The following is an 18,464-nucleotide window of genomic DNA, read 5'->3' as shown; positions in this document are numbered from 1 at the left end:
ATGAAAAAAGCCGCTTCAAGCGGCTTTTTTCATGGGTTGCCCGGAAGTCAGGCCATTTTCAGGCCGCCTTCAGCCGCGGCTGGGCCAGCCGGCTTGCGTGCAGCCAGGCGCGTCGCAGCACTGCTGGCGAACGGGTCTCTTCCGGGATCAGCAGGTAGTTCTGCGCACGCAGGGCCGTGCCCACGCCGACCTTGCTGGTGAGCACCGTCATCGGGATCGCCAGCAGCAGCGGCAGGCCGACAGGGATCAACCAGATCAGCGCCCGGGCATCGATCACGGCAATGCCGACGGCCAGTAGCGCAATCACGCCGGACATGGGTGCCAGCTGCGCCAGCGCGTGGCGCCAGGGCACAGCGGCCGCTTCGCGCGGGGGCGATTTCCATTCCAGCTTCAGGCCGGTGAGGGCCACCACCACAAACAGCGAATGCGCGAGCATGCGGATGGGCGCCTGCAACAGCGCAATCAGGGTTTCAAGCAAAGCGCTGCGCAGCAGGGCGACGGTGCCGCCATAGGATTGCTGCTGGCGGTTGACCAGCACGGCCACGATGCCCAGGACGCGCGGCAAAAACAGCATGCACAGCGTCCAGCCCCAGAGTGCCATCAGCTCGCCGGGCAGCAGCATCCAGTCGGCAATCATGGGCGAGCCCGACAGCCACAGCGCCGTGCCCAGCGTGAGGAAACACAACCACAGCGGTGCCGACAGATACGCCATCGCGCCCGTGCCGAACATGGAGCGATGCACGGGGTGAATGCCCGGTTCGGCGATCAGGCGCGAGTTCTGCAGGTTGCCCTGGCACCAACGGCGGTCGCGCTGCAGTTCGGCCAGCAGGTCGGGCGGCTGCTGCTCGTAGCTGCCCACCAGGTCGCCCACCAGCCAGACGTGGTAGCCGGCGCGGCGCATCAGCGCGGCCTCGACAAAATCGTGCGACATGATGCTGCCCGCCATGCCGCCCGCGCCCTTGATGTGCGCCAGTGCGCAATGCTTCATGAAGGGCTCAATGCGGATGATGGCGTTGTGGCCCCAGTAGTGCGACTCGCCCATCTGCCAGAACTGCATGCCCAGCGTGAAGAGGCGGCCGGTCACGCGCGAGGCGAATTGCTGCGCGCGCGCATGCAGCGTCACGTGGCCGATGGCCTGCGTTGCGGTCTGAATGATGCCGGCCTTGGGGTTGGCTTCCATCAGCTTGACCATGGACACCAGGCAGTCGCCGCTCATCACGCTGTCGGCGTCCAGCACCACCATGTAGCGGTAGTCCTTGCCCCAACGACGGCAAAAGTCGGCCACGTTACCCGCCTTGCGGTCGGTGCGGCGTTTACGCAGGCGGTAGTACACCTCGATCTGCGGCTGGTCCGGGTGGCCGGCCAGCTGGGTGCGCAGGTCTTCCCACGCGGCGCGCTCGGCCTTGATGATGGCCGGGTTGTTGCTGTCTGACAGCACAAACACGTCAAAGCTCTGCACGTGGCCGGTCATCGCGACCGACTCGCAGGTGGCGCGCAGGCCGGCGAAAACTGTGCGCACGTCTTCATTGCAGATGGGCATGATGATCGCGGTGCGTGTGGACGCATCCAGCGGGTAGTGCTGAACTTTTTTGGCGGACAGCGCGTGTTTGTCACCGAAGATCGTGACGTAAAAACCCATCATCGCCGTCATGAAACCTGTCACTACCCAGGCCGACAGAAGGGCAAACAGGCTGATCTGGCCGTACTGCAGCCAGGCGTTGTCATAGTCGGGCTGCATGTCCGCAAAGATGCTGGTTGCCAGCACGGTGCTGATGACTGTCAGCAGCAAGAACACCGTGCGCCGGCGCCGGGCTGCGTGCTGCCAGCGCTCAAGCCGGGCGGCAGGCAGGCGATGGGATGGTGCCGGCGCGGCAGCCCGGAATATCGACAACATGGGCAGCAGCAGCGCGGTGGCCATGCTGTTCCAGAAACCACGCCAGGGCCGGGGCACCATGGAGCCGCGGTTCAGCGGTGGCGCCGTCACCGAATTGGGGTGGCGTTCCTCGCGCAGGGCGCTGCGTGCAGCGGATGGAATCAGAGTGTGATCAGGTTGGTCCATGTTTCGCTCACAGTGTGGTTGTCATGTTTGAGGAAGGCGCGCAGCTCAATGGGCTGGGCCGGGTTCAGCCGCAGCACTCGCAGCGTCATGCGCCAGGCGCCGGTGGCGGGGTTTTTGTAGGCCATGCTTTCGAGCACACGGCCATTGGTATCGGCGCTGGAGATGGCTTCGACCCTGGCGTCCTCGGGCAGTGCGTCCAGCGCCGGACCGGCAAAGTCGATGATGTACTGGACCTGGCCCGTGAGATCGGTTCCGGCCTTCGAGTACCCGGTGCCGCGGCGTGATTGCGTGACCCAGCTGTTGGGCGGCAGTTGCTGGTTCTTGCCCTGCCAGCTGATTTGCCAGGCGATGTCCAGTGACTGGCCAGGAGCCGGTATTTTTTCGGGTACCCAATAGGCCGCCACGTTATCGTGGGTCTCGTCGGGCGTGGCAAATTGCAGCAGCTCGACCCGGCCGGCGCCCCAGTCGCCTACGGGCGTGACCCAGGCGCTGGGCCTCGTCTCATAGCGGGCTTCGGTGTCTTCGTAGCTGGCAAAGGCGCGGTCGCGCTGCATCAGGCCAAAGCCCTTGAGCGACTTCATGGCGAAAGACGTCACCAGCGGGGAGGACGGATTTTGCAGGGGCCGCCAGAGCCATTCACCGTCACCCGTAGCCATCATCAGGCCGTCGGAGTCGTGCACTTCGGGCCGGAAATCGCCGGGGCGGGGCTGGTTTTCGCCAAAGAAAAACATGCTCGTCAGCGGCGCGATGCCCAGCGTGGTGACGGGGGTCCTGTTGCCGCTGGTATTCGCCGTACGCATGAAGATGCGCGCCTGCACATTCGTGGTGGTTTGCTCGCCGGCCTGGATGTCAAAGCGATAGGCACCCGTCATGCGCTCCGAATCCATGACCGCAAATACCGTCAGCTGCTTGCTGTCACCCAGGGGTTTTTGCAGCCAGAAGTCCGTGAAGCGGGGAAACTCTTCCTTGCCCCCGCCAGTGCCGCCTGCGGTGTCAACCGCCAGGCCACGCGCCGAGAGTCCGTAGCGCTGTCCCGAACCCAGCGCCCGGAAATACGTGGCACCGGTGAACACCACCAGCTCGTCCTTGTAGGTGGGCGAGTTGAGGTTGGTGAAAAAGCGCACGCCGCCGTGGCCCAGGTCGCCCCAGGTCTCGGGTGATAATTTGTTTTTCCCGAAATTGAAGGTGGCTGGGTCGTAAGGCAGACGCTTCACACCCGCTGTCGTGATTTCGTGAATGCGAACCGAATCACCGTGCCGGCCGACATGGAAAAAGTTCGCTTCAAAGGGAAGTTTGTCGGCGCGCCACAGCGTGCTGGCGGCGTTGAAGCGGATGTCGCGGTAGTTGTCGTACGCCATCTTGGCGAGTTCGGCGGGCACGGCATGGGAAGCCTCACGCCAGGGCGCTTGTGAGCGCTGGCGCGCGATAGCGGCCACATCGTCCAGGTCAAAGGCGTGCGCCTGGCCGCCTGCGAGCGTCAGTGCCGCAAGGCTGGCGCAGGCCGCGATACGGGCCCGCAGCAGAAGCATGGCGCCGCGCTTATGGCCAACGGAGGCACCGAAAAAAGACAGGAAAAAAGCTGGCATGCCATGACTAGGGCAAACCCTGTGCCAGCTTCAAAAAATTGTTTTAAATCAATGGGTTGGGCGTGATACTTGATTTAACCAAATGTAAGCCGCCTTAAAACCGCCTGGAATCGCGTTTTTTGTCGCCGGTGAGCGACAACTTCCGCAGGCGGTTCGATTAAATCGTTTTAAATCAAAGGTTTAAACCTGTCGCTAACCAGCGACGGCCCACAGCAGCATAGCGACAAACTCAGGTCGAACCGGGGCTCTCAGCCTTGAAGTGGCCCGGCGTGAGCCCGTGCTTTTGCATCAGGCGGTAAAACTCCGTGCGGTTCCGGTCGGCCAGCCGGGCTGCGTCGGCCACGTTGCCGTCTGTCAGTTTGAGCAGCCCCACCAGGTAGTCGCGCTCAAAGTGCTGCTTGGCCTCGGCAAAAGTGAGCACCTGCACACTGGGCGAGCGCAGGGCCCGCTGCACCAGTGCCAACGGCACCAGCGGCGTGGTCGACAGCGCGCAGACCTGCTCCACCACGTTGTAGAGCTGCCGCACATTGCCCGGCCAGGCCGCGGTGGTCAGGGCCTTGATAGCTTCGGGCGCGAAGCCGCTCAGTCGCTTGTCGTACTTGGCGGCCAGTTTCAAGAGGAAGTGATTGGCCAGCAGCGGAATGTCTTCGCGCCGCTCCGACAGCGGCGGCAATGTCAGCGTGACCACATTGAGCCGGTAATAAAGGTCGGCGCGGAACTGGCCCTCAGCCATGGCAGCGTCAAGATCGCGATGCGTGGCCGAGATGATGCGCACATCCACAGGAATCGACTGGCTGGAGCCCAGAGGCCGCACCACGCGCTCCTGCAACACGCGCAGCAGCTTGACCTGGAGTGCGGGCGGCATGTCACCGATTTCATCGAGCAGCAAAGTGCCGCCGTCTGCGGCCTGGAAAAGGCCTTTGTGATTGGCCACCGCATCGGTGAAGGCGCCCTTGACGTGGCCAAACAGCTCGGATTCCAGCAAGGCCTCGGGAATGGCGCCACAGTTCACGGCAATAAAAGGCTTGCTGGCCCGTGCGCCTGCCTGGTGAATGGCCTGGGCGAGCAGCTCCTTGCCGGTGCCGCTTTCACCGCGTAGCAGCACGCTGGCGTCCGACTGCGCCACCATGCGCGCTTCAGCCAGGGCTTCTGCCATGCGGCTGGAGCGGCTGATGATCTGGTTTTGCCAGGCTTCGGGACTGCCCCGTTTGGCCGGGTTCGCGGGGGCACTCAACGCCAGCGCCTGGGCAATCTTGTCGAGCAGGCTTTTGCCGTCAAAGGGTTTGGTGAGATAGGTGAAAACGCCGCGTTCGGTGGCTTTCACCGCATCAGGAATGGTGCCATGCGCGGTCAGCAGAATCACCGGCAGCGAAGGATGCTGCTGTCGTATGTCGTCGAACAGCGCCAGGCCGTCCCGGCCGGGAAGCCGTACATCGCTGAGTACCAGCTGCGGCCGTTCAATATGAAGCTGCGTCAGCGCCGCTTCGGCCGACGTCACCGCCGTGACGCGATAGCCCGCTGCAGTGAGCCGCATGGTGAGCAGGCGCAGCATGTCGGCGTCATCATCAACGACGAGCAGGTGGGGCGCTGTCAGGGCTGATTCGCTCATGGTGCGGTGGGACGGGCCCGGCTGGCAGGGGGTGTGGGCGCCGAGGCCGTTGCCGCCGGTTGCCGGCTGGTCAGGCTGCGTTCAATAGCCTTCAGCGCCTCCAGCCGCTCGTTGGTCTGGTCCAGCCTGCGCTGCGCATCGCGCAGTTGCTGGCCTTGTTTGTCAAGCTGCTCTTCCAGACGGCGCTGTTCGGCGTAGCGTGACGCCAGCAGCCTTGCCAGCGGATGCAGCGGCTGGGCATCGGCATTGCCCAATACGCGGGCAAGCAGTTCCTGCGCACGTATCAGTTCGGGCAACTGCCGCAGTTGGGCCAGCACCAGCGAGAGCTGGAGTTGGGCCTCGGGGCTGGCGGCGTCTCCGAGCCGCCCGGTTTCCTGGGTGAGTTCCGGCGGCTGCATGAGGCGTACGCGCTCGGCGTAAGCCAGCATGCGCAAGGTCATGCCGCTGGCAAAAACGACCGATTCCGGGAGCGGCACGGGTTGGCTGGCGCTGGCCCGCGCGGCTTCGGCAGCAGAGGCCGCAGCCCGGGCTGCCAGGACGGCTGCGGTATTGGCGCCACGCTCGGGGGCGGGGCCACCGCTGCTGCACGCGGCCAGCAAGGCCGACATCGCCAGGGCGGGCAGCAGGCCGCGCCCGGAGAAGCGGGCCGCAGGCGGAGGGGGGAGGAAATCAGTACTTGGAAACATGAGGAAGCTCTATTCTGAAGTGTGCACCAGGTTGATCGGGCATCAGGACGATGCTTCCACCATGTGCGGCAATGTATTCATGAACGATGGACAGGCCGATACCGCTGCCCCGAACCACGTCGACCGGCTGGCGTTCACCGCGGTAAAAGGGCTCGAAAATCCGTTCGCGGTCGGCCTGCGCCACGCCGACGCCCTGATCGTGGATGTCGATGCGGACGAACCCCCGCAGCGGACTCAGTTCCAGCCGGATCTGCCCTTTGGGTGGTGAATAGCGGATGGCGTTGGACAGCAGGTTGGCCAGCGCGGTGCCGATTTTTTCGGGATCGATTTCCATTACAACGGGTTCGCCGACGACGCTGACCGTCAGTTCCCGTGCGCGCCACTGCAGGCGCTGCGCATACACCTGCTCCTCGAGGAGTTGCAACAGGTCGACATTCTGGCGATTTAACTGGCGCGCCTCGAACGCGGCCGTATTAAAGCGCAGCAGGTCTTCAATCTGGCTTTGCAGTACGCCGGTGTTGTGCCTGAGGATTTGCGCTATTTCTCGCTGGTCATTGCTCAGCGAGCCGGCTACGCCGTCTTCCAGCAGCGACACCCCTTCGCGCAGTGATGCCAGCGGCGTCTTGAGCTCGTGTGAGATGTGGCGCAAAAAACGCGATTTGTCGGCATCCAGCTCCACCAGCCGAAGGCGCAGCCAATTCAGCCGTTGCCCCACCAGCGCCAGGTCGGCCGGCCCCTGGATGGTGATGACCTGGTCGAGCCGGTTTTCCCCCAGGCCCACGATGGCGTTCTCCAGGCGCCTGAGCGGCAACGTGAACCACACGCCGAATGCCAGCGCCATGGCGATAGCCAGCACGATGGCCCATGTTACCTGCTGGGTCAGCCGCTGGCGGCTTGCCTCGAGCTTGCCCTCAAGCGACTTGTTGCGTTGCTGAATCGCCTGTTGCACCTGCACGGCGATGCTGGCGTTGACACTTTCCAGTTCGCGGAATTCCTGCGCCAGCTGGCGCTCCCGGTCCAGCGCGGTACCCGTCGGGCCGGTCAGCAGATCGCCGATGCTCTGCATGTGCGCGCGCCATTGTCGGGCTTTGGCAACCGGTATGTCTTCTCGCGCCAGACTGGTCAGGATGTTCGCTGCTTCACGGGCCTCGTCACCGAAGCGCTCACGCAATACCCGGTCGTCGAGGACGACCGACTGGCGGGATGTGCGCTCCATCGATACGCTGCGCTCGGCCAGGGACTGCGCCGCGCTGCTGAGTTCGAGGGCACGTGCGGCATTGCTGCGGCTTTGCAGCGAAAGGTCTTCCAGGGTAAACAGCGCCCGCAGCGAGGCGGCGCCCAGCAGGGCAGCAATCAGCAGGAAGGCGATCACCAGAAGTTGCCGGAACGAAAATCGTTGCAGCATGCGTGTCGAGTGCTTGAGCAATGCGGGCGGTCTCAGGCCGCCACGGCGACGTCCCGCGTCAGGACTTCGCCGCGCAGCGAACGCTGCGTGGCCTGGGTGATGGTGATGTCCAGCATCTGGCCGATCAGCCGCGGCTGGCCCTTGAAGTTGACCACGCGGTTGCACTCCGTGCGGCCCATGAGTTCGGTCGGGTCCTTGCGCGAGGCGCCTTCCACCAGAATGCGCTGCACCGTGCCCTGGCGGCTGGCGCTGATGGCGCGCACGCTGTCGTCAATCGTGGCCTGCAAATGTTGCAGGCGCTTGAGCTTGACCTCGTGCGGTGTGTCGTCATGCAGCGCGGCGGCAGGGGTGCCGGGGCGCGGGCTGTAAATGAAGCTGAACGAGGTGTCGTAGCCGATTTCGTCGATCAGCTTCATCATCTTGCCGAAGTCGTCTTCGGTCTCGCCGGGGAAACCCACGATGAAATCGCTGCTCATGGCCAGGTCCGGGCGGATGGCGCGCAGCTTGCGGATGGTGCTCTTGTATTCCATGGCGGTGTAGCCGCGCTTCATGGCCATGAGGATGCGGTCCGAGCCGTGTTGCACCGGCAGATGCAGGTGGTTGACCAGTTTGGGCAGCCTGGCGTAGGCGTCGATCAGGCGCTGCGTGAACTCGTTGGGGTGGCTGGTGACGTAGCGGATGCGTTCGATGCCGGGGATGTCGGACACGTATTCAAGCAGCGTCGCGAAGTCGGCGATCTCGGCCGTGCCGCCCATGGGGCCGCGGTAAGCGTTGACGTTTTGCCCGAGCAGCGTGACTTCCTTGACGCCCTGGTCCGCCAGGCCGGCGACTTCGACCAGCACGTCCTCAAAGGGCCGAGAGACCTCTTCGCCGCGGGTGTAGGGCACCACGCAGTAGCTGCAGTACTTGGAGCAGCCTTCCATGATGCTCACAAAGGCGCTGGCACCTTCAACCCGCGCCGGCGGCAGGTGATCGAATTTTTCGATCTCTGGAAAGCTGATGTCGACCTGTGGCTTGCCCAGCCGGGCGCGGTTGGCCAGCAGCTGCGGCAGGCGGTGCAGGGTTTGCGGGCCGAAGACCACATCGACATAAGGTGCGCGCTGGATGATGGCCGCGCCTTCCTGGCTGGCCACGCAGCCGCCGACGCCGATCAGCACGCCTTTTTCTTTGAGGTGCTTGACGCGGCCCAGGTCGCTGAAGACCTTTTCCTGCGCCTTTTCGCGCACGGAACAGGTGTTGAACAGGATCAGGTCGGCCTGTTCCATGTCCTGGGTCGGCTCGTAGCCTTCGGCGGCGTGGAGCACGTCGGACATCTTGTCCGAGTCGTACTCGTTCATCTGGCAGCCGAAGGTTTTAATGAAGACTTTTTTGCTCATGATGCTGACCGATTGGCGTTTTTCGTGGGATTGCCGCGGTTGCTATTGAATTAATAGCTGCTCGCGCCCGTGTTTAAAGGGCGTGAAGCTGATTTGATGCTTGAGGCGGTGAGTGTTACTGCTTGTAGGCAGGTAACTGGTCGTACGGCGTCTTGCCGTTGTCCACTGCCTTGGCAGGGGTGCCGCTGCTGAAATTGAACACCGTGCCGGTGCCCCCCGCCCGCTTTTCCTTGGCCTCTTCAGCGTTGAGGATCCAGACCTCATGCACCTCCCCGGTGTTGCTGCGCACGTAGTTCACCACCAGCTTCTGGTTCAGGAGTGGGCCAGACAACACGAAATTGTTGTTGATGTCGTGTATGCGTGAGCCTACGGAGAGCCGGTCCTGCTTGCCGTCCATGGAGATCACTGGCGGCGCCACCACCACCATTTCGCCACGGATGGCCTTGGGGGGGAACTTACGGATGTTGGGCTTGACGGCTTCGGCCGAATCGGTCTGAGCCAGGGCTGGCAGGCTCAGCAGGCCGGCAGAAGCGGCCAGCATCATCAGAAGTGTGGCCAGGCGGGGAGTGCAGCGGTTCATGGTATGTGTCCAGAGGCTGTGAATAAACGGAAGAATAACAAAGAACAAAGCCTCAGGGGGAAGGACCCTCTGAGGCTTTGGCGCATTCCTGGTGGTCGTAGGTGGACTTGAACCACCGACATCAGCATTATGAATGCTGCGCTCTAACCAACTGAGCTATACGACCGAACCCAAGATTATAGCAGCCCCCACGCTCCCCACTTCGTGTGGTTCGCTGCCCCCCGAGGGGGCCGTTCGCCTGCGGCCCGGCAAAGCCGGTTCCGCGGCTTCTGCTTGGTTTTCAGGCCTACTTTTAGCGGTGAGTGAACACTGGCTTTCGTTTGTTCACGAAGGCATCCATGCCTTCTTTCTGGTCTTCGGTGGAAAACAGTGAATGAAACAGGCGCCGTTCGAACATCACGCCGTCGCTGAGGCCGCTTTCAAATGCCCGGTTGAGGGCTTCCTTGGCGGCCATGACGCTGGTCTGGCCGTAGCTGCAGATCATCAGCGCGGCGCCCAGGGCTTCGTCCATGAGCTTTTCCAGTGGTACCACGCGGCTGACCAGGCCTGAACGCTCTGCCTCCTGGGCATCCATCATGCGGCCCGTCAGGGTCATGTCCATGGCTTTGGCCTTGCCCACGGCACGGGGCAGGCGCTGCGTGCCGCCAGCACCGGGAATGATGCCCAGCTTGATTTCAGGCTGGCCGAACTTTGCGTTGTCGGCAGCGATGATGAAGTCGCACATCATGGCGAGCTCGCAGCCGCCGCCCAGCGCAAAGCCGCTGACGGCAGCAATCACCGGCTTGCGGATGCTGCGGATTTGCTCCCAGTTGCGGGTGATGTAGTCGTTGTTGTAAACGTCGGAAAAACTGTAGGTGGCCATGGCGCCGATGTCGGCGCCAGCGGCAAAGGCCTTTTCGCTGCCGGTCAGGATGATGCAGCCGATGGTCCCGTCGGCATCAAACGCCTTGAGGGCCCGGCCCAGCTCATCCATGAGCTGGTCGTTCAGGGCATTGAGTTGCTTGGGCCGGTTCAGCGTGACAATGCCCACTTTGCGGGAGTCCGGGCCTTCGGTGCGGGTTTCAATGGTTTCGTAGGTCGTGGAAGACATGAAATAGGTCCTTTGGCTGGAAATGCGTCCGGCAATGATGCCACGGGCTCGCGGAGCTCAGTAGCCATGCAGGCGCAGGCAGTGGGCCTCTCCAGTGGCCCTCTCATCTGGCAGGTAAGTGAACCCGCCGGGTCAGGCTCTTTGGCCGAGCCACTGGTCCATCAGCGCGGCATCCCGCACCGCCAGGCGCCAGGTGGTCAGTGCGGGTGGCATGGACAGCTCCAGCCGCAGCAGGCGTTTGTCGCGTGCGACCAGGGCAATGACTTTTTTGGCCGTGCCTGCGTAGTGCAGCAGGTCGTCGAGCCGGTTCATGCGCCAACCGCCCTGCAGTTGCCGTGCGCTTGCGGCAATGGGTTCCACTCCCAGCCATTCATCTCCCGCCGCAAACCCGGCATGCTCGGCAGCGCCGCCACGCAGCACGGTCTTGACCTGCACCACACCCTGGGTTTCACTGGCGCGCAAGCCCAGCCGGTGGGCCAGTTGCGCAGGTTCTTCGGCAACTGTCACGCCATGCTGTTCCAGCAAGGCCCTGAGCGGGAGTTCTTCGCACCCATGCACCCATTGCGCCAGCTCGGTGGCAAATGGGCGGTGTCCTGCGGCTGCAAGCTCCTCTGCAAAATCTGTCTCGCGCATGGGGCCGGCCTTGCAGCGCTGCCAGAGTGCGCGCATCACGTTGTCCAGTGTCGCGCCCCTGGCTGCTCCGCCTTCTGCCCGAAGCGTGAGGTCAAAGCACAGCGCCACCAGTGCTCCCTTGGTGTAGTAGCTCACGGTGGCATTGGGCGTATTTTCATCCTGCCGGTAATACTTCACCCAGGCATCGAAGCTGGCCTGGGCGACGGACTGAACCTGCCGGCCCGGGGTCTGCATGACCTGGTTGATGGTCTTGTTGAGCAGCTTGAGGTAGCCGGCGTTGTCCAGCAGGCCTGCGCGGCGCAGCACCAGGTCGTCGTAGTAACTGGTGAAGCCCTCAAAAAACCACAACAGCCCGGTGTAATTCTCGACGCCGTAGTCGTAGCGCTCAAACTCCGCGGGACGCAGCCGCTTGACGTTCCAGGTGTGGAAATATTCGTGGCTGATGAGGCCGCGCAGCGTGGTGTAGCCTTCTGCTGTGCGGGATTCACCCAGGCGCGGCAAGTCCTTCCGGTTGCAGATCAGCGCCGTCGAGTTGCGGTGCTCGAGTCCGCCATAGCCGTCGTCCACCGCGTTCAGCATGAAGAGGTAACTCTTGAAAGGAGGCTTTTTCGCGCCATGCCAGAAGCGGATCTCTGTTTCGCAAATCTTCTGGGTGTCCGCCAGCAGCCTGGCGCCGTCGAAGCTCGGGGCCGCGCCCGCCACCACCACGCGATGCGGCACCCCGCGCGCCGTGAATGTACCGCTCCAGAAAGCGCCCATTTCCACGGGGCAGTCCACCAGCTCGTCGTAATCGGCCGCCCGATAGGTACCAAACCCATGCTTGTTGACTGCCTGCGGCGTGAGCCCTGTGGCCAGTGACCAGCCCTTGACGGCTTTCGGTGCGGGGATCTCCAGCACATGCACGGCTTTTTCCTGGCCCTGCACTCTCAGGCACAGGCTGGTGCCGTTGAAAAAGCCGCGATGGGCGTCCAGCCAGGCGCTGCGCACGGAGTTGTCGCAGGCGTACACCTCATAGTGCAGTACCAGCGGTCTGGCAGGTGAGCACTGAATCTGCCAGGTGCATTTATCGAGCTGCTCTGCCCCAAGCGGCGTGCGGCCTGCCTGGCGGGCTTCCAGGTTCTGCAGGTTTTTGGAGAACTCCCGCACCAGGTAGCTGCCGGGGATCCACACAGGCAGCGACACTCTTTGCAAGGCGTCGGGTTGTGCGATCGTGAGGGTCACGCGAAAGAGGTGGGCGTGCAGGTCGCCTGTTTCGACGCGGTAGTGAAGGGGAATGGGGTTATTTCGTTGAGTGCCTGACATCTTGTCCAAAGAATACCCCAGGTCTGTGGTCAGGCGCTTGGCGTGCTTCCGGGGCGCCGAAGCTTGAAAATTATTGTTGCTATTAAATATATAGCTGCTTGCGCCCGTCTTATATGGCTTTACGGTTTATTTTTAGAATAAATTCGCTCAAATCATCAAGGGGCTTTTGCGCTTAGCAGCATTTTTTCAACTTCCTGCGCACTGACCGCGCCGGGTGCGCGGGATCCGTCGACAAAAATCAGGGTGGGTGTGCCGGTGATGTTGTACTTCTGGCCAAAGTCCCGGTTTCGCTTGATGGCTGCGATATCGCATTCGGCGGTTGCAGGCGTGGTGTTGCGCAGCATCCAGTCGTTCCAGGATTTCGCCTTGTCCCTGGCACACCAGATATTGCGCGACTTGGCGATGGAGTCCGCTCCGAGTACGGGGTACAGAAAGAGATAGACGGTGATGTTGTCAACGCTGGTGAGATCCTGTTCGAATCGTTTGCAGTAGCCGCAATTGGGGTCTTCAAACACCGCCAGCTTGCGTTTGCCATCGCCGCGGACAATCTTGACAGCGTCAGCCAAAGGGAGCTTTTCGAAAGCAACCGCACTGAGCTTGTCGACGCGCTCCTCGGTCAGGTTTTTGCGGGTTTTTACGTCCAGGAGCTGGCCTTCCAGGAGGTAGTTGCCCTGCTCGTCGGTGTAGAAGATATTGAAGCCTACACGTACCTCATAGAGGCCGTTCATTGGTGTTTTGCTGATCTCATCGATTTTTGCAAAAGCCGGAAATTTCTCGGACAGGTTTTTGCGGATAACGGCTTCCTGCGCAAAAACAGGAACCAGGCTGAACGCCGCCAGGCTGAGCACGCCCATCAATTTCACGATTTTCATTTCAGTTCCTGTCGGTTTCTCTGTCGTTCATAAACCTGCGGCTTGCCGCGTCAGCCAGGCCTTGAGCAAACCGCTGCGCTCGAACCCCTTCATGCCCCAATTGCGCAGGGCCTGCCAGCGTCCGTCGGGTTGCGCAAAAATGCCGTGCAAACCGTCGGTCACAGCGCCCATTGCCGCTACGTCGGCCTTGCGGGCCCTTTCGTAGCGCCGCAACAGTTTTTCATCACCCAATCCGCGCCAGTACTCACGTTGTGAAATCACTTCGGCCAGGCAAGCCGCATCGGCCAGGCCCAGGTTCAAGCCTTGACCGGCCAGCGGGTGCACCGTATGCGCCGCATCGCCTGCCAAAGCCCAGCCGGGGCCGACCCAGTGCCCGGCGCTTGACAGGGAAAGCTGCCAGCTTGCCCGCTCGCTCGTCAGGCGCAGGTTGCCGGTCTCTTCACCGCACACGGCCTTGAGGGTGTTACAAAATTCTTCCGCGGACATTTGTTCGAGCATGGCGGCGCGCTGTACAGGGACAGACCACACCAGCGCCGCCAAGTTCCCGTTGGCACCCGATAAAGGCAAAAGAGCCAGTATGTCGCCGTGGGTAAACCACTGGCGGGCAATGCCGCCATGGGGCTTGTCCAGTTCAAGCCGTGCTGCGACGGCCTTTTGCGGATAGGGTTTGATGGTCCAGTTGACCGGCCGGATCTGGGCGAACTCATCACGGCTGGCGCTTTTCTGGCCTTCGCAAATCACGTCGAGCGCGGCTTTGGCAGGCGCGTCCACCGTCTCGATTTGCGGCTGGTAGCGAACTGCCTGGCTCAATTGCTGTTCCAGCGCCGGGACGTCCACAATCCAGGCCAGAGCTTCCTGGCCTACACTGCGCGCCGTGAAATCCAGCTTGCCGCCGTTATCTCCCCAAACCTGCATTTCGACCACAGGCGTGGCAAAGGCCGCGTCGGGCCAGGCGCGCAGGGTTTCCAGCACGCTGCGCGACGCGCTATTGAGGGCGTAAGCACGCACATCGGGCGCGGTGTGCATCCCCGGCGGCTTTTCAGGCCGGGTGACCAAAGCCACGCGCAGTCGCTCACGCGCCAGCAGCAGGGCCAGCGTGCGGCCAACCACGCCATCGCCGCGAATACAGACATCAAAGCTCTTGGACATGGCCCATTTTAGGAGGCAGGGCAAAATTGGTGTTTTGGGGCACGCAATCCTTTCGTGATTTCTGTGCCAGGCTTCCTGAACGTAAAGGCTTCAAAAGTGAGCGATCCATTGAACGAAACATTACCCGACGACGCACCTTCCGACCTCAGGGCTGTGATTTCACGCCTTTATGTGTACCCGGTGAAATCCTGTGCCGGCGTGCAGGTGCAGGATGCCCTGCTGACCGAAACCGGGCTGGAATTTGACCGTGCCTGGATGGTGGTGGACAGCAAGGGCGAGTTCCTCACCCAGCGTGAGTTGCCGCGCATGGCATTGATCAGGCCCCAGCTGAGGCACCATGACATGGTGCTGCGGGCGCCCGGCATGCTGGCCCTTCACATTGCGCTGGACCAGGTGGAAGAGCCGGTTCGCGTGCGGGTCTGGAAAGACGAAGTCCAGGCGTATGACATGGGTGCCATCGCGGCCCAATGGTTCACCGACTTCCTGGGCCAGACTGCACGCCTGGTGCGGTTTGACCCCGAACACAAGCGGGTTTGCAGCCCGCAGTGGACTGGCGATGTGGAGGCGCTTAACCAATTCAGCGACGGTTACCCGTTGCTGGTACTCAGCGAAGCTTCATTGGCGAATTTCAACGAAAAGCTGGTGGCTGCCGGCACCCCCGCGGTGGGCATGGAGCGCTTTCGTCCAAACATCGTGCTGGGCGATGCCACTGGTGCCGACAGCCTGGCGCCGCACGATGAGGACCGCATTGAGGTGCTGCAGGTCGCGACGGCGCAAGGCGTGGTCCAGCTCAAGCCGGTCAAGCCCTGTCCGCGCTGCCCGATTCCGAATATCGATCCCGCGACGGCGGTCAGCAGCCCGGAAGTGGGCGACATGCTGCAAACCTATCGCCAGGATGCACGGGTGAACGGCGCGCTGACGTTCGGCATGAATGCCATTGTGCTGGCGGGCATTGACCACCAGCTCAAGGTGGGTCAGCCGGTGGGTGCGAGTTATCTGTTTGAATGACTCTTGACCGCCCGCAGGGGCGGCGGGGCGTGGGTGGCCGTGGACGCAGGGAGCGCCTCCGGCGCCTGCGGGCCGCTTGAGAGGCTGTCCAGCGTTGATTCGGCGTCCAGCGGCATGGGGTGTGTCAACTCCGGCTCGAGAAAGCGGATGGGGCGGCGGGTGCGAGCCGCCATGCTGTGCAGCAGGTCGGCCAGGGCCGTGGAAATTTCCTCGTGGCTGCCAAGGCGCTCGCTCAGCAGCACACCCGCGACATGAAATTGCAGAACGACCTCCGGTTTCAGGCCCTTGAGTGGCATGAGGCCGGCCGCGATCAGGCGTGCCGCCAGATCGGTGACCGGCGGGCGTGATGCGACGCCTTCAAGAATGAGGCCAAAGCGCGCTTCGTCGATGCGCCCCACGGTGTTGACGTCGCGCAGGATCCGGCGCAGCTTGATCACGCTTCGCAGCAGGCTTTGCTCGGCCACTGCTGTGCCCCAGGTCTTCTTGATATACCGGTAGTTGACCAGTTCGATATACACCACGGCCGCCGGCTCCTTGTGGCGCTGCGCCCGGCCCACCACCTGTTTGAAGCGGTCGTGAAAAAGGTGCGAGGCGAGCAGGCCGGTGAGGGCATCCTGGCTGGACATGGCCTGCTCGCGCGCTTCCACGGCGTGGCGCTCATGGGAACGCGTGTTCAGCGCCACCAGCAGCAAGGGTACCTCAATGGTCAGCGCCGCCATCAGGCCGTAATGAGACAGCCACGACAGGGAAAACAGGCCCAGGATGCTGGTGACGGTGAGGAGCGTTACCAGCCCCAGAGGAGAGAAAGCCGCCAGTACCCAGAAACCGACGACATCGTGGCGTCGCCACGTCATGTAGGCCCGGCTTGTTCCCAGCGCAACGACGGCAACCAGGTAAGTCCCGAGGAGGCCTATGCCCAGGCCGCGCTCCAGCACGAGATAAGCCAGCGCCAGCGGGGCTCCGGCCATGCCTGTCCAGTAGGCCAGCCGCTCAAACCACTTGTGGCGTGAACCGGTGCCGCACAGGTGATGCACGACCAGCAGCGCCGAGCCGCCCCCCAGCATGGCGAGAAAGCCCTGCGCCATGTTGTTCCAGGTGCTGAAGTTGCCCCAGAGAAGATGTCCAGCCACTCCCGTCCATGCGGCTACGACGAGGGCCATGATGACGGCGTACACGGAATACCACCCATAGGCCCGGTCGCTGTAAACCCAGCTCTGGGCAACGCAGGCAATGATCAACAGCACCAGTGCGCCAAATACCACGCCAATCGCGAGGTATTCCAGCTGAAGCCGCTGCGTCAGGTTGCCTCGCGTGCTGACCCGAACCGGAATGCTGACCTCCGTCTGGTGCTGTATGCGCACATACACGTCATGCACGCCGTTGTCCGGCAGGTTCAGGCGGAAATGCCCGTAACGGCCGGGTTCGGGCCAGCTGGAGACCGGCACGGTGTCCCCGGCAGTTTCGGCAATCCACCCTCCCGACGGTGCACGCTGGTACACCGTCGCCAGGTCCAGCAGGGGCAGGGGAAACTCAAGCAACCAGTCCTGGCGCGAACCGGATGACCTGGCAAAACGGTAATGCAGCCAGAGCGCCGCGTGCGGGCCGAGCGAATGCACCGTATCGGCAACCGAGGGGACGAACAAGGCCCCTGGATGGCCGCCGGCCAATTGATCGATGCCGGCCTGGCCGTCGCTGTCAACCCATGTCAAACTCGCCGCTGCCACGTCCAGGGTCGGCTTGGCGTCGTTTAAAGCCACGATGGGCTGGGCCTGTGCAGGATTCGCCAGGGCACCCAAAAAACCGGCCAGCACAAAGATGGCGAATGCCTGCCACAAAGCACTCCAACCCCGGCCGGGCGCGCATCGAATACACTTCTCAGCCTGTTTTTGAAGGTTTCTCATGAGTTTGAAGTGCGGCATTGTAGGCTTGCCTAACGTCGGTAAATCCACCCTTTTCAATGCGTTGACCAAAGCGGGGATCGCGGCTGAAAACTACCCCTTTTGCACCATTGAGCCCAATGTCGGCATCGTGGAAGTGCCCGACCCGAGGTTGGCGCAATTGGCTGAAATCGTCAAGCCTGAACGCATTGTTCCGGCGATCGTCGAATTTGTGGACATTGCAGGCCTGGTGGCGGGCGCCAGCACGGGCGAGGGCCTGGGCAACAAGTTCCTGGCCCATATCCGCGAAACCGACGCCACCGTCAATGTGGTGCGTTGCTTTGAAGACGACAACGTGATCCATGTTGCCGGCAAGGTGGACCCGATTTCCGACATCGAAGTCATCCAGACGGAGCTTTGTCTGGCCGACCTGGCAGCAGTTGAAAAAGCCCTGCACCGCGTGACCAAGACGGCCCGCTCGGGCGACAAGGAGTCAGTCAAGCTGGTGGCCATCCTGGAGAAATGCCAGGCCGCGCTCAATGAAGGCAAACCGGTGCGCACTGTGGACTTCAGCAAGGAAGAACTGCCGCTGCTCGGCCAGTTTTTCCTGATCACCGCCAAGCCGGCCATGTTTGTGGCCAACGTGGCCGAGGACGGTTTTGAGAACAACCCCTTCCTGGACCGCCTCAAGGCTTACGCGGCAGAGCAAAAGGCGCCGGTCGTGGCGATCTGCGCCAAGATGGAGGCCGAGATGGCCGACATGGACGAGGAAGACAAAAAGATGTTCCTCGCGGAGATTGGCCAGGATGAGCCGGGGCTCAACCGCCTCATCCTGGCGGCGTACAAGCTGCTGGGCCTGCAGACCTATTTCACCGCGGGCGTGAAGGAAGTGCGCGCCTGGACCATCCACGTGGGCGACACCGGCCCGCAAGCCGCGGGCGTTATTCACACCGACTTTGAAAAGGGCTACATCCGCGCCCAGACGATTGCGTTTGCAGACTTCATCACCTACCAGGGTGAGCAGGGCGCCAAGGATGCCGGCAAGATGCGCAGTGAAGGCAAGGAATACGTCGTCAAGGATGGCGACGTGATGAACTTCCTGTTCAGCAGCTGAGTTGCCAAGGCCCCCGGGTAACCTGAGGGGCCGGATTTACTGCGTGGCCTGGATGTCACGGGCGGCGGCATCACGGAAGTCGCGCCACAATACCTCACGACGACCCGCACCATCGGAT

At 62.5% G+C, this 18,464-nt stretch carries 14 protein-coding genes and 1 tRNA gene; 2 read left to right on the top strand and 13 right to left on the bottom strand.

Annotation, left to right across the window (positions count from 1 at the left end):
* Positions 1-58 precede the first annotated feature (58 nt).
* The 12 genes from mdoH to AC1D11_RS12300 form a co-directional block, all read right to left on the bottom strand.
* Positions 59-2,059, bottom strand: coding sequence for a glucans biosynthesis glucosyltransferase MdoH (gene mdoH / locus AC1D11_RS12355; RefSeq protein WP_477649057.1), 2,001 nt, complete (start codon positions 2,057-2,059; stop codon positions 59-61).
* On the bottom strand, positions 2,035-3,588 hold the full coding sequence (locus tag AC1D11_RS12350) for a glucan biosynthesis protein G (protein WP_477649056.1): 1,554 nt from the start codon (positions 3,586-3,588) through the stop codon (positions 2,035-2,037). Before AC1D11_RS12350 ends, mdoH begins: the two co-directional genes overlap by 25 nt.
* 286 nt (positions 3,589-3,874) lie before the next feature.
* The gene (locus tag AC1D11_RS12345; protein ID WP_477649055.1) at positions 3,875-5,254 is read right to left on the bottom strand and encodes a sigma 54-interacting transcriptional regulator; all 1,380 of its coding nucleotides are present in this window, start codon (positions 5,252-5,254) and stop codon (positions 3,875-3,877) included.
* Positions 5,251-5,940, bottom strand: coding sequence for a hypothetical protein (locus AC1D11_RS12340; protein ID WP_477649054.1), 690 nt, complete (start codon positions 5,938-5,940; stop codon positions 5,251-5,253). Before AC1D11_RS12340 ends, AC1D11_RS12345 begins: the two co-directional genes overlap by 4 nt.
* Positions 5,924-7,345 carry a sensor histidine kinase gene (locus AC1D11_RS12335; RefSeq protein ID WP_477649053.1) on the bottom strand — a complete coding sequence of 474 codons (1,422 nt, stop codon included), beginning with the start codon at positions 7,343-7,345 and terminating at the stop codon, positions 5,924-5,926. The genes AC1D11_RS12340 and AC1D11_RS12335 overlap by 17 nt, the downstream gene beginning before the upstream one ends.
* Before the next feature lie 32 nt (positions 7,346-7,377).
* The gene (gene miaB / locus AC1D11_RS12330; RefSeq protein WP_477649052.1) at positions 7,378-8,721 is read right to left on the bottom strand and encodes a tRNA (N6-isopentenyl adenosine(37)-C2)-methylthiotransferase MiaB; all 1,344 of its coding nucleotides are present in this window, start codon (positions 8,719-8,721) and stop codon (positions 7,378-7,380) included.
* A gap of 115 nt (positions 8,722-8,836) precedes the next feature.
* Positions 8,837-9,301 carry a hypothetical protein gene (locus AC1D11_RS12325; protein ID WP_477649051.1) on the bottom strand — a complete coding sequence of 155 codons (465 nt, stop codon included), beginning with the start codon at positions 9,299-9,301 and terminating at the stop codon, positions 8,837-8,839.
* Positions 9,302-9,390: 89 nt separating this feature from the next.
* A tRNA-Met gene (locus AC1D11_RS12320) sits at positions 9,391-9,467 on the bottom strand.
* A gap of 126 nt (positions 9,468-9,593) precedes the next feature.
* Positions 9,594-10,391 (bottom strand): enoyl-CoA hydratase, encoded by a 798-nt coding sequence (locus AC1D11_RS12315; protein ID WP_477649050.1) that lies wholly within the window; start codon positions 10,389-10,391, stop codon positions 9,594-9,596.
* 132 nt (positions 10,392-10,523) lie between these two features.
* Entirely contained in the window at positions 10,524-12,326 is a 1,803-nt protein-coding gene (locus AC1D11_RS12310) for a M61 family metallopeptidase (protein ID WP_477651227.1), read from the bottom strand.
* 155 nt (positions 12,327-12,481) lie between these two features.
* Complete coding sequence (locus AC1D11_RS12305; RefSeq protein ID WP_477649941.1) at positions 12,482-13,198, bottom strand: DsbC family protein; 717 nt, start codon at positions 13,196-13,198, stop codon at positions 12,482-12,484.
* A 27-nt stretch (positions 13,199-13,225) separates the two neighbouring features.
* Entirely contained in the window at positions 13,226-14,347 is a 1,122-nt protein-coding gene (locus AC1D11_RS12300; protein ID WP_477651226.1) for an FAD-dependent monooxygenase, read from the bottom strand.
* 96 nt (positions 14,348-14,443) lie between these two features.
* Here AC1D11_RS12300 and AC1D11_RS12295 point away from each other — a divergent pair, with 96 nt between their 5' ends.
* Positions 14,444-15,355, top strand: a complete 912-nt coding sequence (locus tag AC1D11_RS12295; protein WP_477649939.1) for an MOSC domain-containing protein — start codon at positions 14,444-14,446, stop codon at positions 15,353-15,355.
* On the opposite strand, the gene AC1D11_RS12290 is transcribed toward AC1D11_RS12295, so the two are convergent.
* The gene (locus tag AC1D11_RS12290; protein WP_477651447.1) at positions 15,340-17,112 is read right to left on the bottom strand and encodes a sensor domain-containing diguanylate cyclase; all 1,773 of its coding nucleotides are present in this window, start codon (positions 17,110-17,112) and stop codon (positions 15,340-15,342) included. The genes AC1D11_RS12295 and AC1D11_RS12290 overlap by 16 nt on opposite strands.
* A 142-nt stretch (positions 17,113-17,254) precedes the next feature.
* Between AC1D11_RS12290 and ychF the strand changes: the two genes are divergently transcribed.
* The gene (ychF, locus tag AC1D11_RS12285) at positions 17,255-18,346 is read left to right on the top strand and encodes a redox-regulated ATPase YchF (RefSeq protein WP_477649937.1); all 1,092 of its coding nucleotides are present in this window, start codon (positions 17,255-17,257) and stop codon (positions 18,344-18,346) included.
* Positions 18,347-18,464 lie beyond the last annotated feature (118 nt).

It is taken from the genome of Polaromonas sp. P1_E11 (assembly GCF_056405995.1).
This window is presented reverse-complemented; position numbering and strand designations above follow the sequence as displayed.

What these genes read in the sequence shown, in the direction of transcription:
- mdoH (WP_477649057.1), bottom strand. Translation starts at nt 2,059, where the DNA reads ATGGACCAACCTGATCACACTCTGATTCCATCCGCTGCACGCAGCGCC.
- AC1D11_RS12350 (WP_477649056.1), bottom strand. Translation starts at nt 3,588, where the DNA reads ATGCTTCTGCTGCGGGCCCGTATCGCGGCCTGCGCCAGCCTTGCGGCA.
- AC1D11_RS12345 (WP_477649055.1), bottom strand. Translation starts at nt 5,254, where the DNA reads ATGAGCGAATCAGCCCTGACAGCGCCCCACCTGCTCGTCGTTGATGAT.
- AC1D11_RS12340 (WP_477649054.1), bottom strand. Translation starts at nt 5,940, where the DNA reads ATGTTTCCAAGTACTGATTTCCTCCCCCCTCCGCCTGCGGCCCGCTTC.
- AC1D11_RS12335 (WP_477649053.1), bottom strand. Translation starts at nt 7,345, where the DNA reads ATGCTGCAACGATTTTCGTTCCGGCAACTTCTGGTGATCGCCTTCCTG.
- miaB (WP_477649052.1), bottom strand. Translation starts at nt 8,721, where the DNA reads ATGAGCAAAAAAGTCTTCATTAAAACCTTCGGCTGCCAGATGAACGAG.
- AC1D11_RS12325 (WP_477649051.1), bottom strand. Translation starts at nt 9,301, where the DNA reads ATGAACCGCTGCACTCCCCGCCTGGCCACACTTCTGATGATGCTGGCC.
- AC1D11_RS12315 (WP_477649050.1), bottom strand. Translation starts at nt 10,391, where the DNA reads ATGTCTTCCACGACCTACGAAACCATTGAAACCCGCACCGAAGGCCCG.
- AC1D11_RS12310 (WP_477651227.1), bottom strand. Translation starts at nt 12,326, where the DNA reads ATGTCAGGCACTCAACGAAATAACCCCATTCCCCTTCACTACCGCGTC.
- AC1D11_RS12305 (WP_477649941.1), bottom strand. Translation starts at nt 13,198, where the DNA reads ATGAAAATCGTGAAATTGATGGGCGTGCTCAGCCTGGCGGCGTTCAGC.
- AC1D11_RS12300 (WP_477651226.1), bottom strand. Translation starts at nt 14,347, where the DNA reads ATGTCCAAGAGCTTTGATGTCTGTATTCGCGGCGATGGCGTGGTTGGC.
- ychF (WP_477649937.1), top strand. Translation starts at nt 17,255, where the DNA reads ATGAGTTTGAAGTGCGGCATTGTAGGCTTGCCTAACGTCGGTAAATCC.